Source organism: Actinomadura sp. NAK00032, assembly GCF_013364275.1.
Classification (GTDB): Bacteria; Actinomycetota; Actinomycetes; order Streptosporangiales; family Streptosporangiaceae; genus Spirillospora.
Genome location: NZ_CP054932.1, coordinates 2813711 through 2839699 on the forward strand (window position 1 = coordinate 2813711; position 25989 = coordinate 2839699).

The window sequence follows — 25989 nt, forward strand, 5'->3', positions numbered from 1 at the left end:
CCTCCACCAACCCGAATGTGAGCGACACGTGACGCTGCCGGCGCGGGCGCAGGAGCCCGGCACCACCACCACGATCCACACCGACGGGGCCGGAGCGGTGCGCCGCACCGTGCTGCCCGGCGGGCTGCGGATCATCACCGAGACGATGCCGACCGTGCGGTCCGCCGCGTTCGGCATCTGGTCGGCGGTCGGTTCCCGCGACGAGGCGCCCGCCGACGCGGGGGCCAGCCACTACCTGGAGCACGTGCTGTTCAAGGGGACGCGGCGGCGGTCGGCGCTGGAGATCTCGGCGGCGGTCGACGCGGTCGGCGGCGACCTCAACGCGTTCACCGCCAAGGAGTACACCTGCTACTACGCGCGGGTGCTGGACGCCGACCTGCCGCTCGCCGTGGACGTCGTGTCCGACATGGTGGCCGACTCGGTCAACCGGCCCGAGGACGTCGAGGCCGAGCGCGGGGTGATCCTCGAAGAGATCCACATGCGCGACGACGACCCGGGCGACCTCATCCACGACGAGTTCTCCACCGCGCTGTACGGCGACACCCCCCTCGGCCGCCCCATCCTCGGCACCGAGGACTCGATCAACGCCCTGTCCCGGGACCGCATCCACGGCTACTACCGGGAGCACTACGTCCCGTCCAAGCTGGTGGTGTCGGTGGCCGGCAACATCGACCACGACGAGGTCGTGCGGCTGGTGTCGGAGGCGTTCGCCGGGCACCTGACCGGTGACGCCGAGCCCGCTCCGCCGCGCCTGGACGGGACGCCCGCGCCGGTCGCCCCGCGCAGCGTGGTGATCGACAAGGACACCGAGCAGGCGCACATCATCCTCGGCGGCCCCGGGGTGTCGCGCACCGACGACCGCCGGTTCGCGCTCGGCGTGCTGAACGCCGCGCTCGGCGGCGGCATGTCGTCCCGCCTGTTCCAGGAGATCCGGGAGAAGCGGGGCCTGGCCTACTCGGTGTACAGCTACACCGCCCAGTACGCCGACTCCGGCATCTTCGGCGTCTACGCGGGCTGCCAGCCCGCCAAGGCCGAGGAGGTCCTGTCGATCTGCCGGGACGAGCTGGGCCGGGCCGCACGGGAGTGCCTGACCGCCGAGGAGCTGGAGCGCGGGAAGGGGCAGCTGCGCGGCGCCATGGTCCTCGGCCTGGAGGACACCGGCTCCCGGATGAGCCGCATCGGCAAGAGCGAGCTGGTCTACGAGTCGCTGCTGCCGGTGGACGAGGTGCTGGCCCGCATCGAGGCGGTGACCCTCGACGACGTCCGCGCCATCGCGAGCGAGGTGCTGGCCGCCCCGCAGGCCCTCACCGTCATCGGCCCGGTCGGCGACCGCGACTTCACCGCCTGACCCGTTAGGGAGCACCGCGCCCGGGTAGACCGGGCCGCGTGAAGATCCTCATCAGGGTGGTCATCGCTGCGATCGCGCTGTGGGTCGCGGAGGCGGCGCTCGACGGCGTCGAGCTGACCGCGGGGAGCACGACCGAGCGCGTGCTGACGCTGCTGGTCGTCGCCGTGATCTTCGGCGTGGTCAACGCCGTGCTCAAGCCCGTGATCAAGGTGCTGGGCTGCGCCTTCTACGTGCTGACCCTCGGGCTGTTCGCGCTGCTGGTGAACGCGGGGCTGCTCATGCTGACGAGCTGGATCGCGGGCGAGTTCGGGCTGCCCTTCCACGTGGAGTGGTTCTGGCCGGCGTTCTGGGGCGCGATCATCATCGGCGTCGTGAGCTGGCTGCTCAACCTGTTCGTCGCCGACGACTGACGGAGGCTTGCTAAGCGGACCGTAGTCCGCTACCGTTCAAGGGTAACCGGACTGCGGTCCGCATGCTTTCGTTGAGAGGAACCCCCCCATGTCCCGCCTGCTGCACATCTCCGCGTCTCCCCGGGGCGCCGAGTCCGAGTCCCTGGCGATCGCGGAGTCGTTCCTGGACGCCTACCGCGAGGTCCACGGCGACGCCGTCGACCACTTCGACCTGTGGGACGGCACCCTTCCCGCGTTCGGCCCGGCCGGGGTCGGCGCCAAGATGACCGTGTTCGCCGGGGGCGACCCGGCCGGCGACCAGGCCGCCGCGTGGCGGGCCGCCCGCGCCGTCTTCGAGCGCTACGACTCCTACGACCGCTACCTGTTCAGCGTCCCCATGTGGAACTCCAGCGTGCCGTACGTCCTCAAGCAGTTCATCGACGTGGTCTCCCAGCCCGGCTGGGTGTTCGCGTTCGACGGGGAGAAGGGGTACAGCGGCCTGCTCCACGGCAAGAAGGCCGCCGTCGTCTACACGAGCGCCGTGTACGGGGAGGGCCGCCCGCCCGCGTTCGGCGACGACCACCAGGCGCCCTTCCTGGAGGGCTGGCTGCGCTGGACGGGCGTCACCGACCTCGGCACCGTCCAGTTCCGGCCCGACCTCGCCACCGCCGACGCCGAGACGGGGCGCCGCGCCGCCCACGCCGAGGCCCGGGAGCTGGGCAAGCGCTTCTGACGATAGGCTCGGGCGGGACGCCAACCGGGAGGAACACGTGACAAAGGTCGGGGTGCTGGGCGCGCGGGGCCGCATGGGGGCCGAGGTGTGCCGAGCCGTGCAGGGGGCCGGCGACATGGAGCTCGTCGCGGCCGTCGACCAGGGCGACGCGCTCGACGCGCTCACCGCCGCCGAGGTCGTCGTCGACTTCACCCACCCCGGCGTCGTCATGGACAACCTCAAGTGGTGCGTGGAGCACGGGCTGCACGCCGTGGTCGGCACCACCGGGTTCGACCCGTCCCGGCTCGACACGGTCCGCTCCTGGCTGACCGACGACTCCTCGGGGAACGTCCTCATCGCCCCGAACTTCGGGATCGGCGCGGTCCTGATGATGCACTTCGCGCAGCGGGCCGCGCCGTTCTTCGAGTCCGTCGAGATCGTCGAGACGCACCACCCGAACAAGGCCGACGCCCCCTCCGGCACCGCCTACCGCACCGCCGAGCTGGTCGCCGCCGCCCGCGCGGAGGCCGGCGTGGCCGCGTCCCCGGACGCGACCGTCTCCGAGGTCGCGGGCGCCCGCGGCGCCGACGTGGACGGCGTGCGCGTGCACGCGGTCCGCATGTCCGGCGCCGTCGCCCACCAGGAGGTCGTCCTCGGCGGCCACGGCGAGCTGTTCACGATCCGGCACGACTCCATGAACCGCGAGTCGTTCATGCCGGGCGTGCTGCTCGCCGTCCGCAAGGTGCCCGGGCTGGACCGCCTCACCCTCGGCATCGAGGCGCTGCTCGGCCTGTGATGGACTTCGCCGCCGAACCCTGGGACTACCTCGGCGCGTCCGAGGCGATCGACATCGAGCACCCGCTCGTCCAGTCGATCGCCGCGCAGCTGCGCACCGGCGACGACATCGCCTACGCCCGCGCCGCGTTCGACCACGTCCGCGACAAGGTCGCCCACTCGATGGACGCCGGCGACCCGCGCGTCCCCTGGCGGGCCTCCGACGTCCTCGACCAGCGGACCGGCCTCTGCTACGCCAAGTCCCACGCCTACGTCGCCCTGCTGCGCGCGGGGGGCGTCCAGGCGGGCCTGTGCTACCAGGAGTCGTCCGGCGTCCTGCACGGCCTCACCGCCGCTCTGGTGGACGACCGCTGGGTCATGCTCGACCCCCGGGGCAACAAGCCGGGCATCGACGTCCAGTTCTCCCCGTCCGAGCACTGCCTGGCGTTCCCCGGCGACCCGGTGCTCCCCACGGTGTACGCGGTACCGCCGGAGTCCGTCCTGGAGGGCCTCAAGGCCATGCCGAAGCCTGCCGCACTCCCGGCCCCGCTCACATGAGCCCGCGTCCCGCCACACCCGCCGACTACGACCGCATCATCGCGGTCGTGGACGACTGGTGGGGCCGCGAAGTGCAGCACATCCTGCCCCGCCTGTTCCTCGACCACTTCCACCGGACGAGCCTCGTCGCGGAGGCGGGGGACGACCTCGCGGGCTTCCTCGTCGGCTTCCTGTCCCCGTCCCTGCCCGACACCGCCTACATCCACTTCGTCGGCGTGAACCCCGCGTTCCGCGGCACCGGCCTGGCCCGCCGCCTCTACGGGACGTTCTTCGACCTGGCCCGCGCCGACGGCCGGACGAGCGTGCGTGCCCTCACGTCCCCGCAGAACAGCGGTTCCATCGCCTTCCACAAGGCCATGGGCTTCACCGCCACACCGGCCCCCGCGCACGACGGCCCCGCGACCGACCGGGTCCTGTTCCACCGCCTCCTGTCCTGAGCGACGGCGGGGTTGTGCGGGCCGCTGCGGCGGCTTAGCGTTCGCCGGGTGGATGCGACGTTCGCGCGGGACATGTGGAAGGCCATCGAGCCGCTGCACGCGGTGACGTACTTCGCCGAGGAGTGCCTGGCGGCCAGCAAGGACGCCGGCCTCAAGGGCTTCTGGATGGGGTACTTCGGCAGCCGGGCCGCACCGCTCGGAGCGGTCTCGGCGGGCGCGGTCGAGGCCGTGTTCTTCGGCTTCCATCCGGCGCGGGTGCGGCGGGCGGTGCCCGACGCGTGGAGCTTCGCGTCGCCGGAGAGCATCTTGCGCGTGCGGGGCGCGGCGGCGGCGCGCGCGCTGCGCCGCGTCTTCCCCGCGATCGAGGACGTCGCGGTGACGGCCGCGCCGCTGCTGCGCGAGGTCGTCCTGGCCGCGGGCGGAGGGGGCCGCGCGCTGTTCGCCGCCAACCGGGACCTGGACGTCCCGGAGGACCCCGTGGAGGCGCTCTGGCAGGCGGCCACGGCGCTGCGCGAGCACCGCGGCGACGGGCATGTCGCCCTGCTCGCCGCCGAGGGGCTGAGCGGCCTGGAGGCGAACGTGCTGGCGTCCGCCGCCGGCGTCGTCCCGGCGGAGCGGCTCCAGCAGAGCCGGGGATGGTCGCCCGAGGAGTGGGACGCGGCGGCCGGCGCGCTGGCCCGGCGCGGTCTTGCGGCCGGTGGGGAGGCCACGGCCGAGGGCCGGGCGCTCAAGGACGCAATCGAGCGGCGCACCGACGAGCTGGCCGCGCCGCCGTACGGCGTCCTGGACGACCCGGAGGCGCTCCGCGCGTCCCTCGTTCCGGCGGCGAAGGCCGCGGCGGGCGAGATGCCCTTCCCCAACCCGATCGGCCTGCCGCGCGCCGAGTAGGGCCCGCGACGGGGGCTCAGTGCGGCTCAGCGGGGCGAGGCGGGGCTGGGGAAGCCGTACTTGTGGAACAGCCGCTGCGCGGCGGGCTTGAGCAGCCACGCGACGAACGCCGCCGCCTCCTCGGGGTGCTCGGACTCCAGCAGGGGGGCGGCGGGGAAGGCGGCGGTGACGTTCTGCTCCGCGGGGATGGCGACGCTGCTCGCCGCCACGCCCGCCGAGCGCAGGTCGGTGATGTAGACGATCCCCGCGTCGGCCTCCCCGGAGCGGACCCGGTCCAGGACGGCCCGGGAGCCGATCTCCTCGGAGTTCCAGTGCACGGTCAGCGCCGACTTCGCCAGGACCTGCCGGGTGTAGCGGCCCACCGGGACCGAGCCGGCGCCGACCACGACGCGCAGCCCCGGGCGCCGCAGGTCGCGCAGGCCCCGGATGCGCTCGGGGTTGCCGGGGCCGACCGCGATGGTGAGCGTGTCGTGGGTGACGATCCGGGGGCGTCCGGCCAGGTGGCCGGCGGCCTCCTCCAGGGCGGCCCGGTCACCGGTCACCAGGGCGTCGGCGGGCGGGTGGTCCGAGAGGCGGCCGAGGATCTCCGGGGAGCCGCCGAACACGAAGCGCAGCTTCACGCCGGGATGCTGCTGGTGGTAGGCCGTCCCCATCTCGCCGAAGACCTCGGTCAGGGCGGCGGTGGCGAGGACGGTCAGCGTCACCGGCCCGGACGAGCCGCCGCAGCCCGAACCGAGGGCGGGCACGGCGAGCGCGGCGAGCAGCACGGACGCGCGGAGGCGCCGCCTACGGGGGGTATGGGGCATATGGCCTCATCCTAAGGTCGGGCCTTTCGCACACCCGTGATTCGGCCTGGCGTGTCAGTGGCGCGCACTAATGTTTGCGGCAACTGGAGATCACGTTCTCGGAGGCCCGACGATGTCCCTCGACCTGATGGAACTGCTGCCCGGCGGCTGGCGGGAGCGGCTCGACCCGCTGCTCGACCCGGTGGCCACCGCCGCGCTGGGCGCGTTCGTCGCGGGGGAGTACGCCGCGCAGACCGTCTACCCGCCGCGCGACGACCTGTTCAACGCGTTCCGGCACTGCTCGTTCGACGGGACCCGGGTGCTGATCCTCGGGCAGGACCCCTACCACGGCCCCGGCCAGGCGCACGGGCTCAGCTTCAGCGTCCGGGACGGGGTGCGGCTGCCGCCGTCGCTGCGCAACATCTACAAGGAGCTGGCCGCCGACCTCGACGTCCCGGTGGCGGCGTCCGGCGACCTCACCCGCTGGGCCGACCAGGGCGTGCTGCTGCTGAACGCGGTGCTGACCGTCCGCGGCGGCGAGGCGGGCTCGCACGCCGGCAAGGGCTGGGAGGACTTCACCGACGCCGCGATCCGCGCGCTGAACGACAAGAGCGAGCGGGTCGTGTTCGTGCTCTGGGGCGCCTACGCCCGCAAGAAGGCCCGCCTGATCACCGGGCCGCAGCACACCGTGATCGAGTCGGCGCACCCGAGCCCGCTCAGCGCGAAGAAGTTCTTCGGGACGCGCCCGTTCAGCGCGGTCAACAAGGCCCTCGTCGACGCCGGCCTGGCCGAGATCAGCTGGGGGTAGGCAGCGCCCTCACCCGCGCGGGGGAGCGGTGGGGGCGGTTTCACCCGGCGGCGGGAAGCGGCGCGGGTGGCGGTCCCGGCATCGTCGGGGCATGACCGCTTCACTTCAGCCGCTCGCCACGACGCGCGCCGCGCACGCCGCGCACGCGGGGCCGGGGCGCCTGCGCCTTGCCGTCTGCGCGGCGACCGTCGCCGCCTGCCTCCCCTACCTCACCCTCAAGCTCGCGTGGCTGTCCGGCAGCACGGTCGGCTGGAACGACGCGGAGGCCGCCCGCGATTCCGCGCTCTACGTCGGCAACGCGATCACCATGGGCATGGACGCGGTGGCCGTGCTGGTCGCGCTGGCGTTCACCTTCCGGTGGGGGCTGCGGATCCCGGCCTGGCTGGTGCTGACGCCGATATGGATCGCGGTCGGGCTGCTCGCCCCGATCGTCATCGCCGTCCCGGCGGGGTCGCTCCTGCAGACGCTCTTCTCGTCGAAGCCGCTCGTTGAGAGCGACATCGCGTTGCAGGGCTGGGTGTTCGGCGTCGTCTACTCCGGCTTCACCCTCCAGGGGCTCGGCCTGCTCGCGGCCTTCGTCCTTTACGCGCGGGACCGCTGGGCGGGCATCTTCACCGCCCGCACCCGGGACGTCCCGAAGGGCGCGACGCACCCGCTGCAGGTTCTCCTGGCGCGTACGGCGAGCGTGTTCGCGGCGGGCTTCGCGGCCGTCCACCTCTTCTGGGCCTTCGGCGGGACCGCCGGCCTCCACGCGAACCAGCTCGACTACCGGAGCGCGCCGCAGCAACTGGCCGACGGCGTGTACGGCGTGGCCGCGCTCGCCGGCGCCGCGGCGCTGCTGGCGATCGTCCGGCGGGGTGCCCGGCCGAGCCGGTTCGCGGTGCCGCTGGCGGCGGCCTGGGCGGGGTCGGCGACCACGTTCGCCCCGTCGTTGTACGCGCTTCTCGCCATGCTCGGCCAGCCCGGCGACCTCGCGTCGGACGTCACGGTCGCCGCCGGCCTGACCGCGCTCTGCGGGCTGCTCGGGGGCCTCCTCATGGGGCTCACCGGCGCGTTCCTGCTCGCCGAGCGTCAGAGCGCGAGGCCGATCGCGAGCAGCGCGCCGTAGGCGATCTGGAGCCGGCCGGTCTCGCCCAGCACGGGGATCAGGGCGGGGCCGGCCGCGCCGTTCAGCACCTTCTGCGTCGGCGGCAGCGACAGCGGCGCGGCGAGCAGCGCGAGCAGCGCCCACGGGTGCGGCGCCGCCAGCGCGAGCACGAACATGAACGGCAGCGCGGCGCACGCCGCGTACAGGATGCGGGTCCACGGGCCGCCGAGCAGCACGGCGAGGGTCCGCTTGCCCGACTCCCGGTCGGTCGGGATGTCGCGCAGGTTGTTGGCGACGAGCAGCGCGCAGGCCAGCAGCCCGACCGGGACCGCCGCCGCCCACGCCTCCCACGGCAGCGCCTCGACCTGGACGTACACCGTCCCGACGACGGCGACGAGGCCGAAGAACACGAACACCGACACCTCGCCCAGGGCGCGGTAGCCGTAGGGCGTCTTGCCGCCGGTGTAGAACCAGGCGGCGAGGATCGCGACCGCGCCGACCAGCAGCAGCCACCAGGTCGTCACGGCGGCGAGCACGAGCCCGGCGACCGCGGCGGCCAGGAAGCAGCCGAGCGCGGCGGCGAGCACCTGCTTGGGCGGCGCCGCCTTCGACCCGACGAGGCGCAGCGGCCCGACGCGGTCCTCGTCGGTGCCGCGGATGCCGTCGCTGTAGTCGTTGGAGTAGTTCACCCCGATCTGCAGGACGAGGGCGACGAACGCGGCGAGGACGGCGCGCCACCAGACGGGTTCGCCCTCGCCGACCGCGACGCCGGTGCCGACGACGACGGGAACGAGGGAGGCGGGCAGGGTGCGGGGCCGGGATCCGGCGACCCATTGCGAGAGCGTGGCCACAGTTACCGCTTGTTCTCGTGGACGACAGGGGGACTACCGCTTCGATTCTCCCCGATGGAGATCACCACTCGGGCGCAGCCGCAGCGACGCGGCGAGCCCGAGCGCGAGGATCGCCGCGGTGGTGAGCGCCGCGTGCCGGGTCGCGGTCGCGAGGCTCGCGTCGGCCGCGCGGGCCTCCACCGCCAGCCCGGGGGCGCCGTGCAGGTCGCGGCCGTAGGTCCCGGCGCTCTCCCGCAGGTCGTGCGCCATCGCGGCCTGCCGCGCGGGCGGCAGCGCGGACTCCGCGGCCAGCCGGTCGGCCATCGCGTGCCCGAGGCTGGTCGCGAACACCGTCCCGATCGCGGCGATGCCGAGGGCCGCGCCCACCTGCCGGGCCGTCGACTGGGTGCCGGACGCCTGCCCGGACTGCTCCGGCGGGACGTCCGCCAGCGACACGTTCGTCAGCTGCGCCGATGTCAGGCCGAGGCCGATCCCGTACAGCAGCATCCAGGGCGCGAGCCCGAGGCCGCCCGTCGTCGCCGACACGGTGAGGGCCAGCCCGAGCACCGCGCCGACCTCCAGGACCATGCCCGTCTGGACGACCCGGTGCGCGCCGCGCCTGTTCGCGAGCCGGCCCGCGTACCCGCCGGACAGGAACGCCCCGACCGCCAGCGGCAGCACCGCGAGGCTGATCTGCAGCGGCCCGGTGCCGTGCACGCCCAGCAGGAACAGCGGCAGGACGAACAGCAGCCCGAGCTCGCCGACGTTGATGAGGGCGGAGGCCAGGTTGCCGCGCCGGAAGTTGGGGATGCGGAACAGGGCCATGTCGAGCATCACCGGACGCCCGGCCGCCGCCCTGGACCGCTCCACGACGACCAGCGCGGCGATGAGCACCGCGCCGAGCGCGAGGACCACCGGGACGGGCGACAGACCCGTCTCCGGCCAGTGGAACCCGGCCATCGAGAACGGGCGCGTCGCGGCCCACCAGCCGTAGGTCTGGCCCTCGATGATCCCGCAGACGAGCGCGCCGAGCCCGAGCGCGGACAGCAGCCCGCCCGCCCAGTCGATCTCGCGGCGGGCGCTGCCGCCGCCCGGCCGCCGGGTCTCCGGCATCAGCCGCAGCGCCGCCGCGATGAGCGCGGCGCCGAGCGGCAGGTTGATCCCGAACGCCCAGCGCCAGCCGCCGCCGGCCGCGACGGCGCCGCCGAGCAGCGGGCCGAGCGCGGCCATGCCGCTGATCATCGAGCCCCAGATGCCGAACGCGACGGCCCGGTCACGGTCGGTGAAGACCGTGTTCAGCGTGGACAGCGCGGCCGGCAGGACCATCGAGGCGCCGACGCCCTGCAGGGCCCGCGCGCCGATCAGGCCCGACCCGTCCCCGGCGAGCGCGGCGGCGACGCTCGCCGCCGCGAACACCGCGGTGCCGAGCACGAACATCCGGCGCCGCCCGAACAGGTCGCCGGCCCGCCCGAACGGGATCAGCAGCGCCGCGAACACCAGCGCGTAGACGGAGGTGACCCATTCGGCGTCGGTGGTGGTGAGGCCCAGGTCCGCGACGATCCGGGGGAGCAGCACGCCGACGATCGTGGCGTCCACGATGATCAGCGAGACGCCGAGGCTGATGACGGCCATCACGAGTCGGCGGTGCCGGACGGCGGGCGCCGCCGTGTCGGGGCGCGGCGGTGTCAGGGAGAGGGACTCGGGCACGACCTCAAAGATATTGCGGGGCCGCGAGTGCACCTCACCGACCCCTGCTTAGCGGGCCGGACGGGCGCGCCGCGCGCGCGTCAGGCGCTGATGTCGGTGTGCAGGCGGATCTGCCGGACGGGCTCGCCCATGTCGAGCGTCCGGGCCGTGCCGTCGGGGCCCCAGCCGGCCGAGCCGAGGAACGTCCGGGTGACCTCGTCGTCCTCGAAGACCCAGCTGACGAGGGTGCCGAAGCCGTCCTCTCGCAGCAGGTCGGCGGTCGCGGCGAGCAGCCGGCTGCCGTGCCCGGCGCGGGCGTGCGGCGGGTCGACCAGCAGCGCGACCAGCTCCGCGGTGGCGGCGGCGTCGAGGTCGGCGTCCTCGGCGGGGGCGTGCGCGGCGAACCCCACGACCAGGTCGGACGCCACCGCGACCAGCAGCCGGTGCCGGGGGCTCGGCGGCGCGGCGGCCGCCTGCGCCCACCGCTCCCGCCACGCCGCGACGGCGTCGGGCGCGGTCACCCGGTCGAGGACGCCGGCCGGCAGCAGCTCGCGGTACCCGTGCCGCCACGCCCGCACCTGGATGGCGGCGACGGCGGCCGCGTCCGCCCGGCGCGCGGGCCGCACCCCCACATCGGCCATGCCGCCCCCCTCGTCCTCGCTCGGAAATCCGCCGCCCACCCTAGCGAGCCGGGGGGCGGCGGCGGGCCCGGTAGGCGCGGGTCTTGGTGCGGTTGCCGCAGACGCGCATCGAGCACCAGGCGCGGGAGCGGTTCTTGGACGTGTCGAGGAACGCCCAGCGGCAGGTGTCCTCCTGGCAGACCTTCAGCCGCGGCCACGTCCCGGCGGCGACCGCGTCCATGATCGCGGCGGCGACGCGGGCGAGGCCGGCGGCGGCCGTGCCGGGCGGGTCGAGCGGGACGAGCGCCGGGCGCGGCCCGGTGAGCGCGATCCGCAGCGGGAGGGCGGCGAGGGCGCCGTCGAGGCCGGCGGGGACGTCGGCCTCCAGCGGCCCGTGGTGCGCGGACATGGCATCGCGGAGCCCCTCGCGGAGCGCGGTCGCGGCGCGCAGGTCGGCGTCGCCGGCCGCCGTCCCGGCGGGCACGAGGCCGCGCTCGGCCAGCCATGCGGCGAGGCCGGCGGGCGCGGCGAAGCCGTCCGTCCCGGAGTCGATGTCGAGCGTGTTGACGAAGTCCGCCAGCAGCAGCGCGGGGTCTGGTGCGGGGTGCGCGTCGGTCATGACTTCTCCTGCTCGTCCAAGGAGAACTCTATCCGAGTTTCAACACCGTCATTCCTGTTTGACCGGTTGCATGATGGCGACACCGGCGTTACGGTTTAGGTGGTGTCAACGTCAGGAGGACGAGATGAATCAGCTGCCGTACCTGGCCGGGCTCGCCACGCGGCACGCCTGGGCGGAGCGGGAGTTCGCGCGACTGCACGCCGACATCCTGGAGGCGCGGCTGAGGACCCGCGTCCGCGAGGCCGAGCGCGCCGCCCGGATCCGCCGGTGGCTGCTCGGCGGCGTGCCGGAGCGGATCACCGCCCGGCGCCGGCCCGTTGCGCCGCCCCGCCCGGCGGCCGGCTGCCGGCGCGCGGCCGCCCGCTCCGTCCGCGTCCCGCGAACCGCCGGAGGAATGCGATGACCGCTGCGACCCCGAAGGTGACCACGCTCGTCTTCGACTGCGCCGACCTCGACGCCATGGCCGCGTTCTGGGGCGGGCTGCTCGGCATGAAGACGACCTCGCGCGAGGACGACTGGCTCGACCTGGAACCGCTCGCCGGGGAGGGGCCGGTGCTGGCGTTCCAGCTCGTCCCCGAGGGCAAGGCGGTCAAGAACCGGCTGCACCTCGACCTGGAGGTGCCCGACATCCGCGCGGCGGGGGAGCGGGCGCGGCGGCTCGGCGCCGTCCCGGACGGGGAGCCGATGGGCAACCCGGAGCGGCCCTTCCAGGTCTGGCACGACCCCGAGGGCAACGAGTTCTGCCTCTGCACGGGCTGACCCCGCGCCGGCCGGCCGGCCGGGCCGCCCGCCCGGCCGGTCAGCGCCGTCTCATGACCCGAGGACGGTCGCGAGGCGGCGCACGCCCTCGGCCAGCTCGGCCTCGCCGGCCGCCGTCCCGTAGCTGAGCCGCAGGTACGGCGCGGGGGCCTCGGCGGGGAAGAACGGCCGGCCCGCGCTGACCAGGACCCCGGCGCGCAGTGCGGCCTCGGCGACGGCCGCGTCGTCGGCGCCGTCCGGCAGCCGGGCCCACAGGTGCAGGCCGCCCGCCGGACGGCTCACCCGCAGCTCGGGCAGGTCGCGGGCGAGCGCGCCGAGCAGCGCGTCCCGGCGCGCCGGCAGCGCCGCCCGGACGGCCCGCAGATGACGCGGCCAGCCCGGCGAGCTGACCAGTTCGAGCAGCGTCTCCTGGAGCGGCCGGGCCGGGAAGAACTCCTCGACGAGCTGCGTCGCGCGGATCCGCGCGGCGACCGGCCCCCGGGCCACCACCGCCGCGATCCGCAGGCTGGGCGCGGTCGCCTTCGTCAGCGACGCGATGTGCACGACGCGGCCGTCGGCGTCGCCGGCGATCAGCGGCGGCGGGGGCGCGGCGATGCCGAGGTGGCGGGCGAAGTCGTCCTCCACCACGAAGGCGCCCGCCGCCCGCGCCACGTCCAGCACCCGCGCGCGCCGCTCGGCGCTCAGCACCGCCCCGGTCGGGTTGTGGAAGGCCGGCTGGCAGTACAGGACGCGCGCGCCGCTCAGCGCGAACGCCTCGGCGAGCAGGTCGGGGCGGATTCCGTCGGCGTCCACCGGGACCGGCACCGGGTGCAGCCCGCCCGCCCGCGCGACCGACAGCACGCCGAGGTAGGTCGGGGACTCCACCAGCAGGGGCGCGCCGGGCGGCAGCAGCGCCCGCAGCACCGTCGTCAGCGACTGCTGGCCGCCGCTGGTGATCAGCACGTCGGCGGGGGTGACGGCGCCGCCGACCGTCCGGGCGAACCAGGCGCGCAGCTCCGGCAGCCCGCCGAGCGGCGGCATCGCCCACGCGTCCGGGCGCCGGGCGGCCCGCGCCGCCGCCGTGGCGAGCGCCCGGACCGGCTGCAGCGCGGGGTGCGGGTAGCCGCCGCTGAGCGGCACCACGCCGTCGGGCGGCGGGGTGAGCAGCCACGACACGCCGGACGGGTCGACGGCGCGGTCGCCGAGCGTCACCGCCTGCCAGCCGAAGTCGGCGGGCTCGGCGGCGGGCCGGCGGCGCTCGGCGGCGAACGCGCCGCTGCCCGGCCGCGTCACCACCAGCCCCTCGGCGGACAGCAGCCCGAGGGCCCGCGACACCGTGACCGGGCTGACCCGGTGCCGCTCCACCAGCGCCCGGCTCGACGGCAGCCGCTCGCCGGGGGTCATGCGGTGGACGTCGGCGCGCAGCGCGTCGGCGAGCGCCGCCACACTGCTATCGTCTTTCATGAAGACCAAAGATAGCGCTACTGTCACCGCGCCGATAGCGGACGCTCCCCGCGGCGCGGGTCTGCGGCTCGCCGCGCTCGGCGTGCTGGCCTTCTCGTTCACCCTGCCGGGCACGGTCTTCGCCCTGGACGGCATGGACCCGTACCTGGTCGGCGTCGGCCGCTCCGCCGCCGCGGCCGTCCTCGCCGCCGCCGCGCTGCTGGCGGTGCGCGCCCGCCCGCCGCGCCGCGACCAGTGGGCCGGGCTCGCGGTCGCGGCGGGCGGCGTGGTCTTCGGGTTCCCCGTGCTGTCCACGCTCGCGCTCGACCGGGGCGCCTCGTCCGCGCACGCGGCGGTCGTGGTCGGGCTGCTGCCCGCCGCCACCGCCGTGTGCGGCGTGCTGCGCGCGGGCGAGCGGCCCTCCGGGGCGTTCTGGCTCGCCGGCGCGGCGGGCACCGCCTGCGTCACCGGCTTCACCGCGGTCCGCGGCGGCGGCCACTTCACCGCCGCCGACCTGCTGCTGTTCGGCGCCCTCGTGGCCGCGGCCGCCGGCTACACCGAGGGCGGGCGGCTGGCCCGGGACATGCCCGGCTGGCGCGTGATCTCCTGGGCGCTGCTGCTGGCCGCGCCGGTCACCGTCCCGGTCACCGGGTGGCTGCTCGCCGCGACCGGCCCCGAGTGGACGGGACGCGCCGCGGCCGGCTTCGGCTACGTCGCCGCCGTCTCCGCCTACCTGGGGTTCTTCGCCTGGTACGAGGGCCTCGCCCGGGCCGGGATCGCGCGCGGCGGCCAGGTGCAGCTCGCGCAGCCGGTGCTGACCCTGCTCTGGTCGGGGCTCCTGCTCGGCGAGGCGGTCGACGCCGCGACCGCGCTGGCCGCCGTCGCCGTGCTGGTCTGCGTGGCGCTCACCCAGCGCGCCCGCGTGCGGATCAGTCCTTGACGATCTGGGCCAGCAGCGTCACGACGCCGACGCCGACACCGATCGGGATCGCCAGCCGCGGGGCGGCGGCGGTCAGGGCGGCCGCGCCGGCCGCCACGATGATGATCACCAGGGCCCGCGTGCTGATCAGGGGACGCGGCCGGTCGTGCTCGGGGGCCACCTGCTCCGGTGGCACGTGCTCGGGTGGTACTCGCATGCCGGTTCGACCTCCATCCGGACGGACGGTAAGGATCGGGGCGGCTCCCCGTCGAAGCGACGGGCGACACCGCTGAGTCGCCTCGTCATCACAGGGTTCCCCGGATGTCAACGGCTGGAGCGCGCGGCGCGCGAACACGTCCCAACCATGATCGTTTCATGGGGGATCGCTGGTGCGGGGCGTCCGAAGCACCCCGCCGATCCGGGATCATGACCTGATGAAGCGTAACGGGCGGGTTGCGGGTGCTCTGGGCGCGCTGCTGCGCTGGACGGGCTGGGCGGCGGCCTACGTGCTCGGCATCGCGGCGCTCGTCTTCGCCGGGGCCTGGGTCTGGTGGCAGCCCGAGCCGGAGGCGCGGGGCACCGAGCTCAACGGGCTCTGGGCCCGCCACCAGTGGGTGGGGGAGCCGCACACCGACGCCGAGTACCGCGCGCTGGGCGACCTGCTGAAGCGCAACCACATCAGCGACGTGTTCTTCCACACCGGCCCGTTCGAGGCGGACGGGACGGTGCCTCCCGCCAAGTACCGCTACGCGCGGCAGCTCATCCAGGCGATGCGGCAGTACGCGCCCGGCGTCCGCGCGCAGGCGTACCTGGGGCAGATCCGCGTGGTGGAGGGCAAGGGCGTCATCGACCTCGACGACCCGGCCGTCCGGGAGCGGGTCCTGGAGACCGACGCCGCCTTCCTGGACCTCGGCTTCGACGGCATCCACTACGACTTCGAGCCGATCTACCCCGACGACGACGCGTTCATGGTGCTCATGGACCGAACCCGCGAGCTGACCCGCTCCCGCGGCGGGCTGCTGTCGGTGGCGCTGGAGCAGCCGACGCTCTTCGACGGCCTGCAGCCCGTCTACAAGGCGCTCATCCCGCGCACGGGCGCGGTGCACTACCCGCCGCGCCCGACCCGGGACTTCCTGCGCGCGGTCGCCGACCGCGCCGACCAGGTCGCGATCATGACCTACGACGTGTCGCTGCCGACCGAGGCCCTCGCCGGCTGGCACTACGCGCGGCACACCCGGGCGACGCTGGAGCTCATCGGCGACCGCACGTCCGTGTTCATCGGCATCCCCACCTACCGCCCCCTGATGGACTGGGCGGAGGACCTGCCGGTCGCGCTGCGCGGCGTCCGGCGCGGCCTCGACCAGCTGGAGCGCGCGCCCAAGCGCCCGTACGGCGTCGGCGTGTACGCGGGCTGGACGACCGAGCCCCGCGAATGGGCCCTGTTCCGCTCCACCTGGCTGCCCCGGGGGACAGGAAGTCTTGGCGCTTGAGAAACCCGGCCCGCGACGTTTCCGTTCGCTTGAACGTGCAGGTAGAAAGGGTTGGGTAGCCCTTCACCTCTCGGGGTATTGAGCGGCGTGGAAGCCAAGGCGAGACCAGCGGACGGCAAAGGAAGCGAGGGCGAGGCCATGGGCACTCAGCGGACCGCGCGGCGCGACGCCGACCGGATCGGCGAGCTGTCGGCCGAGTTCGCCGGCTGGCGGATCGGACGGGGCGGGTCCGGCCTCTGGTGGGCCGTCCGCGGCAACGATCTCGTGCGCACTCCCGACGTCGAGGAGCTGCGTGTCCGGTTGCGTGAGATGACCGGTGGGTCACGTTATGCGATCGAGTCCGGGAAGTGGCCGGACTGACCCCGTAACGCCGGTTTTGCGTGCCACGATGTGGAGGTGGGAGCCGCCGCCACGCGTACCCCCGAGCGTGTGGCGGCGGCTTCTCCCTTTTTCGGGTGACGTTATGTACGACCTGCGGGTCCAAGACGAACGGCCGGAACGGTACCGTTCGTTGCATGGCACCCAGCACAACGACTGACGCTCCGTTTGGACGGATGCTGACCGCCATGGTCACCCCGTTCCTGCCCGACGGCGGCGTCGACTACGACGGCGCCGCGCGCCTCGCGACCCACCTGGTCGACGAGCGGCGCCACGACGGCCTCGTCGTCAACGGGACGACGGGCGAGTCGCCCACGACGAGCGACGACGAGAAGAGCAAACTTCTGCGCGCGGTCATCGAGGCGGTCGGCGACCGCGCGGTGATCGTCGCCGGTGCCGGCACGAACCACACCGAGCACACCCTGAAACTCGCGCGGCAGGCCGAGGCCGCCGGCGCGCACGGGCTGCTCGTGGTCACGCCCTACTACAACAAGCCCCCGCAGGAGGGCCTCGTCCGCCACTTCACCGCCGTGGCCGACGCGACGGGCCTGCCCTGCATGCTGTACGACATCCCGGGGCGCGCCGGGGTGCCGATCGAGAACGACACGCTCGTCCAGCTCGCCGACCATCCGCGGATCATCGCCGTGAAGGACGCCAAGGGCGACCTGTTCGGCGCGTCCCGGGTGATGGCCGCGACCGATCTGGTCTGGTACTCCGGCGACGACGTCCTCAACCTGCCCTGGCTCTCGGTCGGCGCGGCGGGGTTCGTCAGCGTGGTCGGACATGTCGTCGGCGTCGAACTCCATGAGATGATCGACGCATACCGCGCCGGTGAGCACGGGCGGGCGCTGGAGATCCACCGGCGGCTGCTGCCCGTGGTCACCGCCATCATGACCCGAACGCAGGGCGCCATCGCCGTCAAGGCAGCGCTGAACCTGCTCGGCCTTCCCGGAGGCGGCGCGCTCCGCGCGCCGCTGGTGGAGGCCACGCCGGAGTTCGCGGCGCGCCTGCGAGAAGACCTCACGATAGGGGGAGTCAAAGTGCCTGAGGTCGCCATGCCGGAGGTCACCCGGTGAGTCATCCTCACCCGGAGCTCTCGGACCCGCCCGCGCCGCCCGAGGGCGGGCTGCGCATCGTCGCGCTCGGCGGGCTGGGGGAGATCGGCCGCAACATGACGGTGTTCGAGTACGGCGGACGCCTGCTCATCGTCGACTGCGGCGTGCTGTTCCCCGAGACCGAGCAGCCCGGCGTCGATCTGATCCTGCCCGACTTCGAGTACATCAGGGACCGCCTCGACGACGTCGAGGCCGTCGTCCTCACGCACGGCCACGAAGACCACATCGGCGCCGTGCCCTACCTGCTGCGCGAACGCCGCGACATCCCCCTCGTCGGCTCCAGGCTCACGCTCGCGCTGCTGGAGGCCAAGCTCACCGAGCACCGCATCAGACCGGTCACCGACGTGGTGGTGGAGGGCGAGCGGCGCGTCTTCGGGCCGTTCGACTGCGAGTTCCTCGCCGTCAACCACTCCATCCCGGACGCGCTCGCCGTGGCCGTCCGCACCCCCGCCGGGCTCGTCCTGCACACCGGCGACTTCAAGATGGACCAGCTCCCGCTGGACGGCCGGCTCACCGACCTGCCCGGCTTCGCCCGGCTCGGCGCCGAGGGCGTCGACCTGCTGATGGCCGACTCGACCAACGCCGAGGTGCCCGGCTTCGTCACCAGCGAGCGCAACATCGGCCCGGTCGTGGACGAGGTGTTCCGCACCGCGAAGGAGCGGCTCATCGTCGCCTGCTTCGCCTCCCACATCCACCGCGTCCAGCAGGTCCTGGACGCCGCCGTCGCCAACGGCCGCAAGGTCTGCTTCATCGGCCGGTCCATGGTCCGCAACATGGGGGTCGCGCGCGAGCTCGGCTACCTCAACGTGCCCGACGGCATCATGGTCGAGCAGCGGGAGCTGGACGACATCCCCGCCGACCGGCTGGTGCTGGTGTGCACCGGGTCCCAGGGCGAGCCGATGTCGGCGCTGTCGCGGATGGCCAACCGCGACCACTCGATCCGCATCACCGAGGGCGACACCGTCATGCTCGCGTCCTCGCTGATCCCCGGCAACGAGAACGCGGTCAACCGCGTCATCAACGGCCTCACCCGGTGGGGCGCCCGCGTCGTGCACAAGGGCAACGCGCTCGTGCACGTGTCCGGGCACGCCTCCGCCGGTGAGCTGCTGTACGTGCTGAACGTGACGAAGCCCGCCAACTTCGTCCCGATCCACGGCGAGTGGCGGCACCTGCGCGCGCACGCCAAGCTGGCCGCGCTCACCGGCGTCCCGGACGAGGGCGTCGTCATCGCCGAGGACGGCGTCGTCGTCGACCTGGTGGACGGGCGCGCCAAGATCGTCGGCGCCGTCCCCGCCGGGTACGTGTACGTGGACGGCCTGTCGGTCGGCGAGGTCACCGAGACCTCGCTGAAGGACCGGCGCATCCTCGGCGAGGAGGGGTTCGTCTCCATCGTCATCGGCATCGACTCGACGTCCGGCAAGATCGTCGCCGGGCCGGAGGTGCACGCCCGCGGCGCCGGCATCGTCAACGAGGACTTCGACGACGTCATCGCCCGGATCGAGGCCGCGATGCGGGACGCCGCCGGCGACGGGGTCAACGACCTGCACCAGATGAGCCAGCTCATCCGGCGCACCGTCGGCAAGTGGGTGAGCGACAACTACCGCCGCCGCCCGATGATCGTCCCGGTGGTCGTGGAGGTCTAGCGGACCGCGGCGGACGGCCGCGGGGCGCGGGCCCCGCGGCCGTCCGTTCCCTCCGGCACGCCCCCGCTTCCCCAGCACGCCCGGCTTCTCCAACACGCCCGGCTTCTCCAACACGCCCCCGCGCCATCCCGGGAACCCCGGGGGTCCTTGGTTACTCTCATAAGCATGGCCACACGTGCGTCCGGGGGCGCGAAGACCTCCTCCTCGCGCACGGGGGGCAGTGCGGCTCGCAAGCCCGCAGGTTCATCCCCCCGGAAGCGAACGAGCGGCACCGGCAAGGGCGGCGCCGCCAAGGGCCGCGGCTCGGGGCGGGGGCGGCCCCCGCAGAAGCCCGATCCGATCTCCCAGGCCGTCCTCGGGTTCTTCAAGCTCCTGTTCAAGCTGTACCTGCTCGCCGCCGTCGCGGTCGGCTCGGTCTTCCGCGCCTACGGGCACGGCGCCCGCAACCTCGACCCCGAGCACCGGCGCGACGGCCTCGGGCTGGCGCTGCTCGGCTCCTCGATCGTGCTGGCCTCGGTGACCTGGTTCCGGCCGGACGGCGTCGTCACGATCGCGCTGGAGAAGGTCGTGCGGGGCGGGATCGGCATCCTGGCGATGGCGCTGCCGGTGCTGCTGGCGCTGCTGGCGTGGCGGACGCTGCGCCACCCCGAGCAGCACGAGGACACCGGCCGCGTCGTCATCGGCATCACCGCGCTCGGCGTCGGCGTGCTCGGCATCCTGCACATCGCGGCCGGCGTCCCGTCCCCGGCGCAGGACATGGACGGCGTCCGCGAGTCCGGCGGCGTCGTCGGCTGGCTGGTGTCGGCGCCGCTGGACGCGGCGCTCAGCGGCTGGGTGGCCGTGCCGCTGCTGCTGCTCCTGTCCGGGTTCGGGCTGCTGGTCGTCACCGCGACGCCGATCGCGAAGGTCCCCGAGCGGGTCGGCGACCTGTGGGCGATGGCGACGCTGCAGGGCCGACCGGAGCACCCGTCCGAGACCGCGGGCGAAGAGGCGGCGGCGCCGAAGAAGCGGCGCCGCAAGAAGAAGTCCGACGACGGCGAGGACGGCGACGGCGAGCTGGAGGTCGGCGAGCACTCCCGGCCCTACGACACGCCGCTGCTGGAGGACGAGCCGAAGAAGGGCGACCGGCCGCGCCGCGACCTCGCCGACGAGCTGTTCGAACCGGACCCGTTCGGCGCCGACGTCCCGCCGCCCGCGCCGCCCCTCGACGACGAGGCGATGGACGGGCCGGCCGGCGAGGCGGACGACGACCACGTCGCCGACCCCGCCATGGCCGGGGACGCGCCGCACGAGGTGCCCGACCCGACCCCCGCGCCGCGCCGGTCCGAGCAGCTGCCGCTGTCGTCGTCCGGCGAGATCTACGCGCTGCCCGACCCGTCGGCGCTGCGGCCGGGCAGCGTGTCCAAGCCGCGGACGAAGGCCAACGACACGGTCGTGAACGCGCTCACCGGCGTGCTGGAGCAGTTCGACATCGACGCGCAGGTCACCGGGTTCACCCGGGGCCCGACGATCACCCGGTACGAGATCGAGCTTGGCCCGGCGGTGAAGGTCGAGAAGGTCACCGCGCTGACCAAGAACATCGCCTACGCGGTGAAGAGCGCCGATGTGCGGATCATCTCCCCGATCCCCGGCAAGTCGGCGATCGGGGTGGAGATCCCCAACACCGACAAGGACATCGTCAGCCTCGGCGACGTGCTGCGCTCGCCCGCCGCGACCAACGAGCACCACCCGATGATCGTCGGGCTCGGCAAGGACGTCGAGGGCCGCACGGTCGTGGCGAACCTGGCGAAGATGCCGCACATCCTCATCGCGGGCGCCACCGGCGCGGGCAAGTCGACGTGCATCAACGGGCTCATCACCTCGATCCTGATGCGCGCCACGCCCGACGAGGTGCGGATGATCCTGGTCGACCCCAAGCGGGTCGAGCTGACGATGTACCAGGGCATCCCGCACCTGATCACGCCGATCATCACCAACCCCAAGAAGGCCGCCGAGGCCCTCGAATGGGTCGTCGGCGAGATGGACCGCCGCTACGACGACCTCGCCGCGTCCGGGTACCGGCACATCGACGACTTCAACAAGGCGGTGAAGGCGGGCAAGCTCAAGCCGCCGCCCGGCAGCGAGCGCGTCTACACCCCGTACCCGTACATGCTGGTGATCGTCGACGAGCTCGCCGACCTGATGATGGTCGCGCCCCGCGACGTCGAGGACTCGGTCGTCCGCATCACCCAGCTCGCGCGTGCCGCCGGCATCCACCTGGTCCTCGCCACGCAGCGGCCGTCGGTGGACGTCGTCACCGGGCTCATCAAGGCCAACGTGCCGTCCCGGCTGGCGTTCGCGACCTCCTCGCTGTCCGACAGCCGCGTCATCCTCGACCAGCCCGGCGCGGAGAAGCTCGTCGGGCAGGGCGACGCGCTGTTCCTGCCGATGGGCGCGAGCAAGCCCATGCGCCTCCAGAACGCCTACGTCGCGGAGAAGGAGATCCACGGGATCGTCGACCACTGCAAGGGGCAGATGGAGGCGAACTATCGGGAGGACGTCGCCGAGGCGAACAAGCCGAAGAAGGAGATCGACGAGGAGATCGGCGACGACATGGACCTGCTCGTCCAGGCGATCGAGCTGGTCGTGTCGACGCAGTTCGGGTCGACGTCGATGCTCCAGCGCAAGCTCCGCGTCGGCTTCGCCAAGGCCGGCCGGCTGATGGACCTGATGGAGAGCCGCGACATCGTCGGGCCGAGCGAGGGCTCCAAGGCGCGGGACGTGCTGGCCAAGCCGGACGATCTCCCCGGCGTGCTCGCGGAACTGCGCGGCGGCGGCTGACCGGAGAGGACGGGGCATTGCGGAATGATGCGAAATCTTGCCCTGTTTCGAACGTGTCGGCTGTCGCCGATCGGGCATGGCCGTTCCTAGACTGGTGTCCCAGAAGATCGGCCGCGAGCGCCCCCGAAGGAGGCCCGAGGTGAGCATCGGTGAGACCTTGGCGGAGGAGCGTCAGCGGGCCGGTCTCTCGGTGACACAGGTGAGTCTCCAGACCCGGATCCGGGAGACCGTGATCCGCGGCATGGAGGCCGACGACTTCTCGCTGTGCGGCGGCAACTTCTACGCCCGCGGCCACATCCGCAGCATCTCGCGGGTCATCGGCATCGACCCCGAGCCGCTGGTCGCCGAGTTCGACGCCGCGCACGGCGGCGCCCCGCAGCCGGTGTCGGCGGTCTCGGCGTTCGAGCCGGAGCAGCCCGTCGCGTTCCGCGAGCGCAAGGCGCCGAACTGGAGCGCCGCGATGGCGTTCGCGCTCGCCCTCGTCGTCATCTACGGCGTCGTGCAGGTGGTCGGGCACGGCGGCGGCGGCGAGGAGCGCACCGCCCGGCAGGTCGCCGGGACGCCGGCGCCGTCCGGGCACGCCCCGTCGTCCGCGCCGCCGAAGAGCGGCGCGCCGGTCGCGGAGGCGCCGCGCACCAAGGTCGAGGTGCGCGTCGCGGCCAAGCGGACCACCTGGCTGAACGTCATCGGCGACAAGGGCGAGACGCTGTTCATCGGCACCCTGCACAAGGGCGACGAGAAGGACTTCACCGCCAAGAAGAAGGTCAAGCTGGTGGTCGGCGTCGGCGGCAGCGTCAACCTGACCGTCAACGGCAAGGACATCGGGTCGCCCGGCAAGGGCAAGGGCGTGCAGCGGCTGAGCTTCGACCGCGGCGACCCCGAGCACGCCTGAGCACGCCCGAGCACGCCTGAGCACGCCTGAGCACGTCCGAGGACGCCTGAGCGCGCCCGTACCCCGCTGGCGCGCGAAGTCGCCCGCGCCCATTACCTTTAGGGGCATGTCCACTCGCCGCAAGGTCTCGCTCATCACGCTCGGCTGCGCCCGCAACGAGGTCGATTCCGAGGAGCTCGCCGCGCGCATCGAGGACGCGGGGTGGGACCTGTCCGAGGGCGCCGACGGCGCGGACGTGGTCGTCGTCAACACCTGCGGGTTCATCGAGGCCGCCAAGAAGGACTCCATCGACACGCTGCTGGCCGCGCACGACTCCGGCGCCAAGGTCGTCGCGGCCGGGTGCATGGCCGAGCGGTACGGCAGCGAGCTGGCGGAGGCCCTGCCGGAGGCCGACGCCGTCCTCGGGTTCGACGACTACGCCGGCATCGGGGAGCGGCTCGAGGACGTCATGGCGGGCCGCCGCCGCGACGCGCACACCCCGCGCGACCGCCGGACGCTGCTGCCGATCAGCCCCGTGGAGCGGTCGGCGTCCGGGGTGGCGGTCCCCGGGCACGGCGCGCCGGCGGACCTGCCGGCCGGGGTGGCGCCCGCGTCCGGCCCCCGGGTGCTGCGGCGGCGGCTCGGCGGCGGCCCGGTGGCGCCGCTGAAGCTGGCGTCCGGCTGCGACCGGCGCTGCACGTTCTGCGCGATCCCCGCGTTCCGCGGCGCGTACGTTTCGCGGCCGCCGGCGGAGGTGCTGGAGGAGGCGCGCTGGCTCGCCGGGCACGGCGTCCGCGAGCTGGTGCTCGTCAGCGAGAACTCCACGTCCTACGGAAAGGACCTCGGCGACCTGCGCGCGCTGGAGAAGCTGCTGCCCGGCCTCGCCGCCGTGGACGGCATCGAGCGGGTCCGGGTCAGCTACCTGCAGCCCGCCGAGACCCGGCCGGGGCTCATCGAGGCGATCTGCGGCACGCCGGGCGTCGCGCCCTACTTCGACATGTCGTTCCAGCACGCGAGCGGCCCGGTGCTGCGGTCGATGCGGCGGTTCGGCGACCGGGAGCGGTTCCTCGGGCTGCTCGGCCAGATCCGCGAGCTGGCCCCGGAGGCGGGCGTGCGGTCCAACTTCATCGTCGGCTTCCCCGGCGAGACCGAGGACGACTTCGAGGAGCTGGCGGAGTTCCTGTCCGCCGCCCGGCTGGACGCGGTCGGCGTGTTCGGCTACTCCGACGAGGACGGCACGGAGGCCGCGGGCCTGGACGGCAAGCTCGACCCGGACGAGGTCGCCCGCCGCGTCGAGGAGCTGTCGGAGCTGGCCGACGAGCTGACGTCCCAGCGCGCCGAGGACCGGATCGGCTCGCTCGTCCGCGTCCTGCTGGAGGAGAAGGCCGACGGCGGCGGGTTCGAGGGCCGCGCCGAGCACCAGGCGCCGGAGGTGGACGGGACGGTCCTCGTGCGCGGCGACGGCCTCGCGCTGGGCGAGATCGTCGAGGCGCGCGTCATCGGGAGCGACGGCGTGGACCTGATCGCGGACATCGCATGACGGCCGGCGCCACGGAACCGGTCGCGGGCGCCCCCGGCCCGCCGCAGGCGGGCGTCTGGAACATCGCCAACGCGCTGACGATGGTCCGGATCGCGCTCGTCCCGCTGTTCGTGTGGCTGCTGTTCCTGGACGGCACCGGCTGGCGGCTCGCCGCGTTCGCGGTGTTCGCCGCCGCCTCGATCACCGACAAGATCGACGGCGACATCGCGCGGGCCCGCGGCCTGGTCACCGACTTCGGCAAGATCGCCGACCCGATCGCCGACAAGGCGCTCACCGGCGCCGCGCTGGTCAGCCTGTCGGCGATGGGGGAGCTGTGGTGGTGGGTGACGGCCGCCATCATGGTCCGCGAGATCGGCATCACGGTGCTGCGCTTCGTCGTGATCCGGCACGGCGTGATCCCGGCCAGCAAGGGCGGGAAGCTGAAGACGATGCTGCAGGTCATCGCCATCGGCTTCTACATCCTGCCCGGCCCGCTCGACTACGTGCGGTGGGTGACGATGGGCGCCGCGCTCATCGTCACGGTCGTGACCGGTGCCGACTACCTGCTCCGGGCCTGGCGGCTGCGCCGCGCGCCCGAAGCGCCGTGACCGCACAGGACTTCACCTACGCCGAGGTGGGCGCGACGCGGGACGCGGAGCGGCCGGCCGGGTACCGGCACCTGCGCGAGCGCGTGCCGGTCGGGCACGGCGCGGCGGCGTTCCAGGACGCGGCCGACGCGGTCATGGAGTTCTGGATGCACCGGGCGCTCCCCGCCCGGGTGGACGCCTCCGCCCGGCGCGCGGCGCCCGGGGTGAGCGTCGTCGTCCGGCTCGGCCTCGGCCCGCTGCGGGTGGCCGCGCCGTGCCGGATCGTGTGGACGCGCGAGGAGGAGCGCTACGCCGGCTGGGCGTACGGGACGCTGCCGGGGCACCCGCTGGCGGGGGAGGAGGCGTTCGTCGTGCACCGGGACGAGGAGGACGACGTGTGGCTGACGGTCACCCTGTTCAGCCGGGCCGCGACCGCGCCGGCGCGGCTGGCGGGCCCGCTCGTCCGGGTGTTCCAGCGGATGTACGTCCGCCGCTGCGGCGCCGTGCTGCGCCGCCTGTCGAGGCCGTGACGCCCGCACGTGTGACGCCCGCGCGTGGGGCCGCGAGGCCACGCCCACCCCGGTCGTGGTCCCGCGGCCCCGTTCGCGCGGGCGCCACGCAATTCGATTATCCCTGCCCGCGCCCGGTGGGACGAATCGATCAAATGAGTTTTGACTCACAATGTGACCTGCGCGTCCCGGATTTGTCGGGTCGCCGGGTCATTGACGTGCGGCGACGATGCGCGCCCGGGTGGCCGCCCCGGCCGCGCGCCGTGGCGCGGCGGGTCCCCTTCGGGCGGCCAAAGCGCGGCCGTTCCTTTCGCGGCGCGACGGAAAAGGGATAAGCGGGGTGGAGCGGTTGAACGGGGCTATGTCGCTTGCGTCCTCATTCGGCCGTTTTTCGCGGTGAACCGGTGGCGCGCCGG

28 protein-coding genes are annotated in these 25989 nt (G+C 73.9%); 21 read left to right on the top strand and 7 right to left on the bottom strand.

The features are described 5' to 3' along the window. Positions 1 to 28 precede the first annotated feature (28 nt). From HUT06_RS13195 to HUT06_RS13225, 7 genes are all read left to right on the top strand, one after another. On the top strand, positions 29 to 1348 hold the full coding sequence (locus HUT06_RS13195) for a pitrilysin family protein (RefSeq protein WP_176195984.1): 1320 nt from the start codon (positions 29 to 31) through the stop codon (positions 1346 to 1348). Between the two features lie 38 nt (positions 1349 to 1386). Then, positions 1387 to 1758 carry a phage holin family protein gene (locus tag HUT06_RS13200; RefSeq protein ID WP_176195985.1) on the top strand — a complete coding sequence of 124 codons (372 nt, stop codon included), beginning with the start codon at positions 1387 to 1389 and terminating at the stop codon, positions 1756 to 1758. A gap of 88 nt (positions 1759 to 1846) precedes the next feature. Then, positions 1847 to 2470 (top strand): FMN-dependent NADH-azoreductase, encoded by a 624-nt coding sequence (locus HUT06_RS13205; protein WP_176195986.1) that lies wholly within the window; start codon positions 1847 to 1849, stop codon positions 2468 to 2470. 37 nt (positions 2471 to 2507) lie between these two features. Continuing rightward, a complete protein-coding gene (dapB, locus tag HUT06_RS13210) occupies positions 2508 to 3245 on the top strand; it encodes a 4-hydroxy-tetrahydrodipicolinate reductase (protein ID WP_176195987.1) in 738 nt (245 codons plus the stop codon). After that, positions 3245 to 3781: a transglutaminase family protein gene (locus HUT06_RS13215; RefSeq protein ID WP_176201339.1), complete on the top strand. Its 537-nt coding sequence runs from the start codon at positions 3245 to 3247 to the stop codon at positions 3779 to 3781. The genes dapB and HUT06_RS13215 overlap by 1 nt, the downstream gene beginning before the upstream one ends. Continuing rightward, positions 3778 to 4218, top strand: coding sequence for a GNAT family N-acetyltransferase (locus HUT06_RS13220; protein WP_176195988.1), 441 nt, complete (start codon positions 3778 to 3780; stop codon positions 4216 to 4218). The genes HUT06_RS13215 and HUT06_RS13220 overlap by 4 nt, the downstream gene beginning before the upstream one ends. A 48-nt stretch (positions 4219 to 4266) precedes the next feature. Continuing rightward, positions 4267 to 5106, top strand: a complete 840-nt coding sequence (locus HUT06_RS13225) for a hypothetical protein (RefSeq protein ID WP_217711298.1) — start codon at positions 4267 to 4269, stop codon at positions 5104 to 5106. A gap of 26 nt (positions 5107 to 5132) precedes the next feature. Here HUT06_RS13225 and HUT06_RS13230 read toward each other — a convergent pair whose 3' ends face one another. Continuing rightward, a complete protein-coding gene (locus tag HUT06_RS13230; RefSeq protein ID WP_176195989.1) occupies positions 5133 to 5912 on the bottom strand; it encodes an extracellular solute-binding protein in 780 nt (259 codons plus the stop codon). A gap of 112 nt (positions 5913 to 6024) precedes the next feature. Here HUT06_RS13230 and HUT06_RS13235 point away from each other — a divergent pair, with 112 nt between their 5' ends. Both HUT06_RS13235 and HUT06_RS13240 read left to right on the top strand, forming a co-directional pair. Continuing rightward, positions 6025 to 6699 carry a uracil-DNA glycosylase gene (locus HUT06_RS13235; protein WP_176195990.1) on the top strand — a complete coding sequence of 225 codons (675 nt, stop codon included), beginning with the start codon at positions 6025 to 6027 and terminating at the stop codon, positions 6697 to 6699. A 91-nt stretch (positions 6700 to 6790) separates the two neighbouring features. Then, the gene (locus HUT06_RS13240; RefSeq protein WP_176195991.1) at positions 6791 to 7807 is read left to right on the top strand and encodes a hypothetical protein; all 1017 of its coding nucleotides are present in this window, start codon (positions 6791 to 6793) and stop codon (positions 7805 to 7807) included. On the opposite strand, the gene HUT06_RS13245 is transcribed toward HUT06_RS13240, so the two are convergent. The 4 genes from HUT06_RS13245 to HUT06_RS13260 form a co-directional block, all read right to left on the bottom strand. Next, complete coding sequence (locus HUT06_RS13245; protein WP_176195992.1) at positions 7771 to 8637, bottom strand: 1,4-dihydroxy-2-naphthoate polyprenyltransferase; 867 nt, start codon at positions 8635 to 8637, stop codon at positions 7771 to 7773. The genes HUT06_RS13240 and HUT06_RS13245 overlap by 37 nt on opposite strands. A gap of 33 nt (positions 8638 to 8670) precedes the next feature. Then, complete coding sequence (locus tag HUT06_RS13250; protein WP_254715155.1) at positions 8671 to 10323, bottom strand: MFS transporter; 1653 nt, start codon at positions 10321 to 10323, stop codon at positions 8671 to 8673. A gap of 80 nt (positions 10324 to 10403) precedes the next feature. Beyond that, positions 10404 to 10943 carry a GNAT family N-acetyltransferase gene (locus HUT06_RS13255; protein ID WP_176195993.1) on the bottom strand — a complete coding sequence of 180 codons (540 nt, stop codon included), beginning with the start codon at positions 10941 to 10943 and terminating at the stop codon, positions 10404 to 10406. 40 nt (positions 10944 to 10983) lie between these two features. After that, positions 10984 to 11541, bottom strand: coding sequence for a CGNR zinc finger domain-containing protein (locus tag HUT06_RS13260; RefSeq protein ID WP_176195994.1), 558 nt, complete (start codon positions 11539 to 11541; stop codon positions 10984 to 10986). 124 nt (positions 11542 to 11665) lie between these two features. Here HUT06_RS13260 and HUT06_RS13265 point away from each other — a divergent pair, with 124 nt between their 5' ends. Next, complete coding sequence (locus HUT06_RS13265; RefSeq protein ID WP_176195995.1) at positions 11666 to 11944, top strand: hypothetical protein; 279 nt, start codon at positions 11666 to 11668, stop codon at positions 11942 to 11944. Next, complete coding sequence (locus tag HUT06_RS13270) at positions 11941 to 12300, top strand: VOC family protein (RefSeq protein WP_176195996.1); 360 nt, start codon at positions 11941 to 11943, stop codon at positions 12298 to 12300. Before HUT06_RS13265 ends, HUT06_RS13270 begins: the two co-directional genes overlap by 4 nt. A 51-nt stretch (positions 12301 to 12351) precedes the next feature. Here the strand turns inward: HUT06_RS13270 and HUT06_RS13275 are convergent, their stop codons facing one another. Beyond that, entirely contained in the window at positions 12352 to 13743 is a 1392-nt protein-coding gene (locus HUT06_RS13275) for a PLP-dependent aminotransferase family protein (protein WP_176195997.1), read from the bottom strand. Here HUT06_RS13275 and HUT06_RS13280 point away from each other — a divergent pair. Beyond that, a complete protein-coding gene (locus HUT06_RS13280; protein ID WP_176195998.1) occupies positions 13742 to 14662 on the top strand; it encodes a DMT family transporter in 921 nt (306 codons plus the stop codon). The genes HUT06_RS13275 and HUT06_RS13280 overlap by 2 nt on opposite strands. On the opposite strand, the gene HUT06_RS13285 is transcribed toward HUT06_RS13280, so the two are convergent. Then, on the bottom strand, positions 14652 to 14858 hold the full coding sequence (locus HUT06_RS13285) for a hypothetical protein (protein ID WP_176195999.1): 207 nt from the start codon (positions 14856 to 14858) through the stop codon (positions 14652 to 14654). The two genes, HUT06_RS13280 and HUT06_RS13285, sit on opposite strands and share 11 nt — an antisense overlap. 217 nt (positions 14859 to 15075) lie before the next feature. Between HUT06_RS13285 and HUT06_RS13290 the strand changes: the two genes are divergently transcribed. The 9 genes from HUT06_RS13290 to HUT06_RS13330 all read left to right on the top strand — a co-directional run bounded on the left by HUT06_RS13290 (position 15076) and on the right by HUT06_RS13330 (position 25594). Beyond that, positions 15076 to 16131 (top strand): hypothetical protein, encoded by a 1056-nt coding sequence (locus HUT06_RS13290; RefSeq protein WP_254715156.1) that lies wholly within the window; start codon positions 15076 to 15078, stop codon positions 16129 to 16131. 138 nt (positions 16132 to 16269) lie between these two features. Continuing rightward, a complete protein-coding gene (locus HUT06_RS13295) occupies positions 16270 to 16491 on the top strand; it encodes a hypothetical protein (protein ID WP_176196000.1) in 222 nt (73 codons plus the stop codon). 155 nt (positions 16492 to 16646) lie between these two features. Continuing rightward, entirely contained in the window at positions 16647 to 17585 is a 939-nt protein-coding gene (gene dapA / locus HUT06_RS13300) for a 4-hydroxy-tetrahydrodipicolinate synthase (protein WP_176196001.1), read from the top strand. Beyond that, positions 17582 to 19267: a ribonuclease J gene (locus HUT06_RS13305; RefSeq protein WP_176196002.1), complete on the top strand. Its 1686-nt coding sequence runs from the start codon at positions 17582 to 17584 to the stop codon at positions 19265 to 19267. Before dapA ends, HUT06_RS13305 begins: the two co-directional genes overlap by 4 nt. Positions 19268 to 19432: 165 nt before the next feature. After that, a complete protein-coding gene (locus HUT06_RS13310; RefSeq protein WP_176196003.1) occupies positions 19433 to 22087 on the top strand; it encodes a DNA translocase FtsK in 2655 nt (884 codons plus the stop codon). 139 nt (positions 22088 to 22226) lie between these two features. Continuing rightward, positions 22227 to 22979, top strand: a complete 753-nt coding sequence (locus HUT06_RS13315) for a helix-turn-helix domain-containing protein (RefSeq protein ID WP_176196004.1) — start codon at positions 22227 to 22229, stop codon at positions 22977 to 22979. Between the two features lie 106 nt (positions 22980 to 23085). Then, entirely contained in the window at positions 23086 to 24498 is a 1413-nt protein-coding gene (rimO, locus tag HUT06_RS13320) for a 30S ribosomal protein S12 methylthiotransferase RimO (protein ID WP_176196005.1), read from the top strand. After that, positions 24495 to 25085, top strand: coding sequence for a CDP-alcohol phosphatidyltransferase family protein (locus HUT06_RS13325; protein ID WP_176196006.1), 591 nt, complete (start codon positions 24495 to 24497; stop codon positions 25083 to 25085). The genes rimO and HUT06_RS13325 overlap by 4 nt, the downstream gene beginning before the upstream one ends. Beyond that, positions 25082 to 25594, top strand: coding sequence for a DUF1990 family protein (locus HUT06_RS13330; RefSeq protein ID WP_176196007.1), 513 nt, complete (start codon positions 25082 to 25084; stop codon positions 25592 to 25594). The genes HUT06_RS13325 and HUT06_RS13330 overlap by 4 nt, the downstream gene beginning before the upstream one ends. The last annotated feature ends 395 nt before the right edge of the window (positions 25595 to 25989 follow it).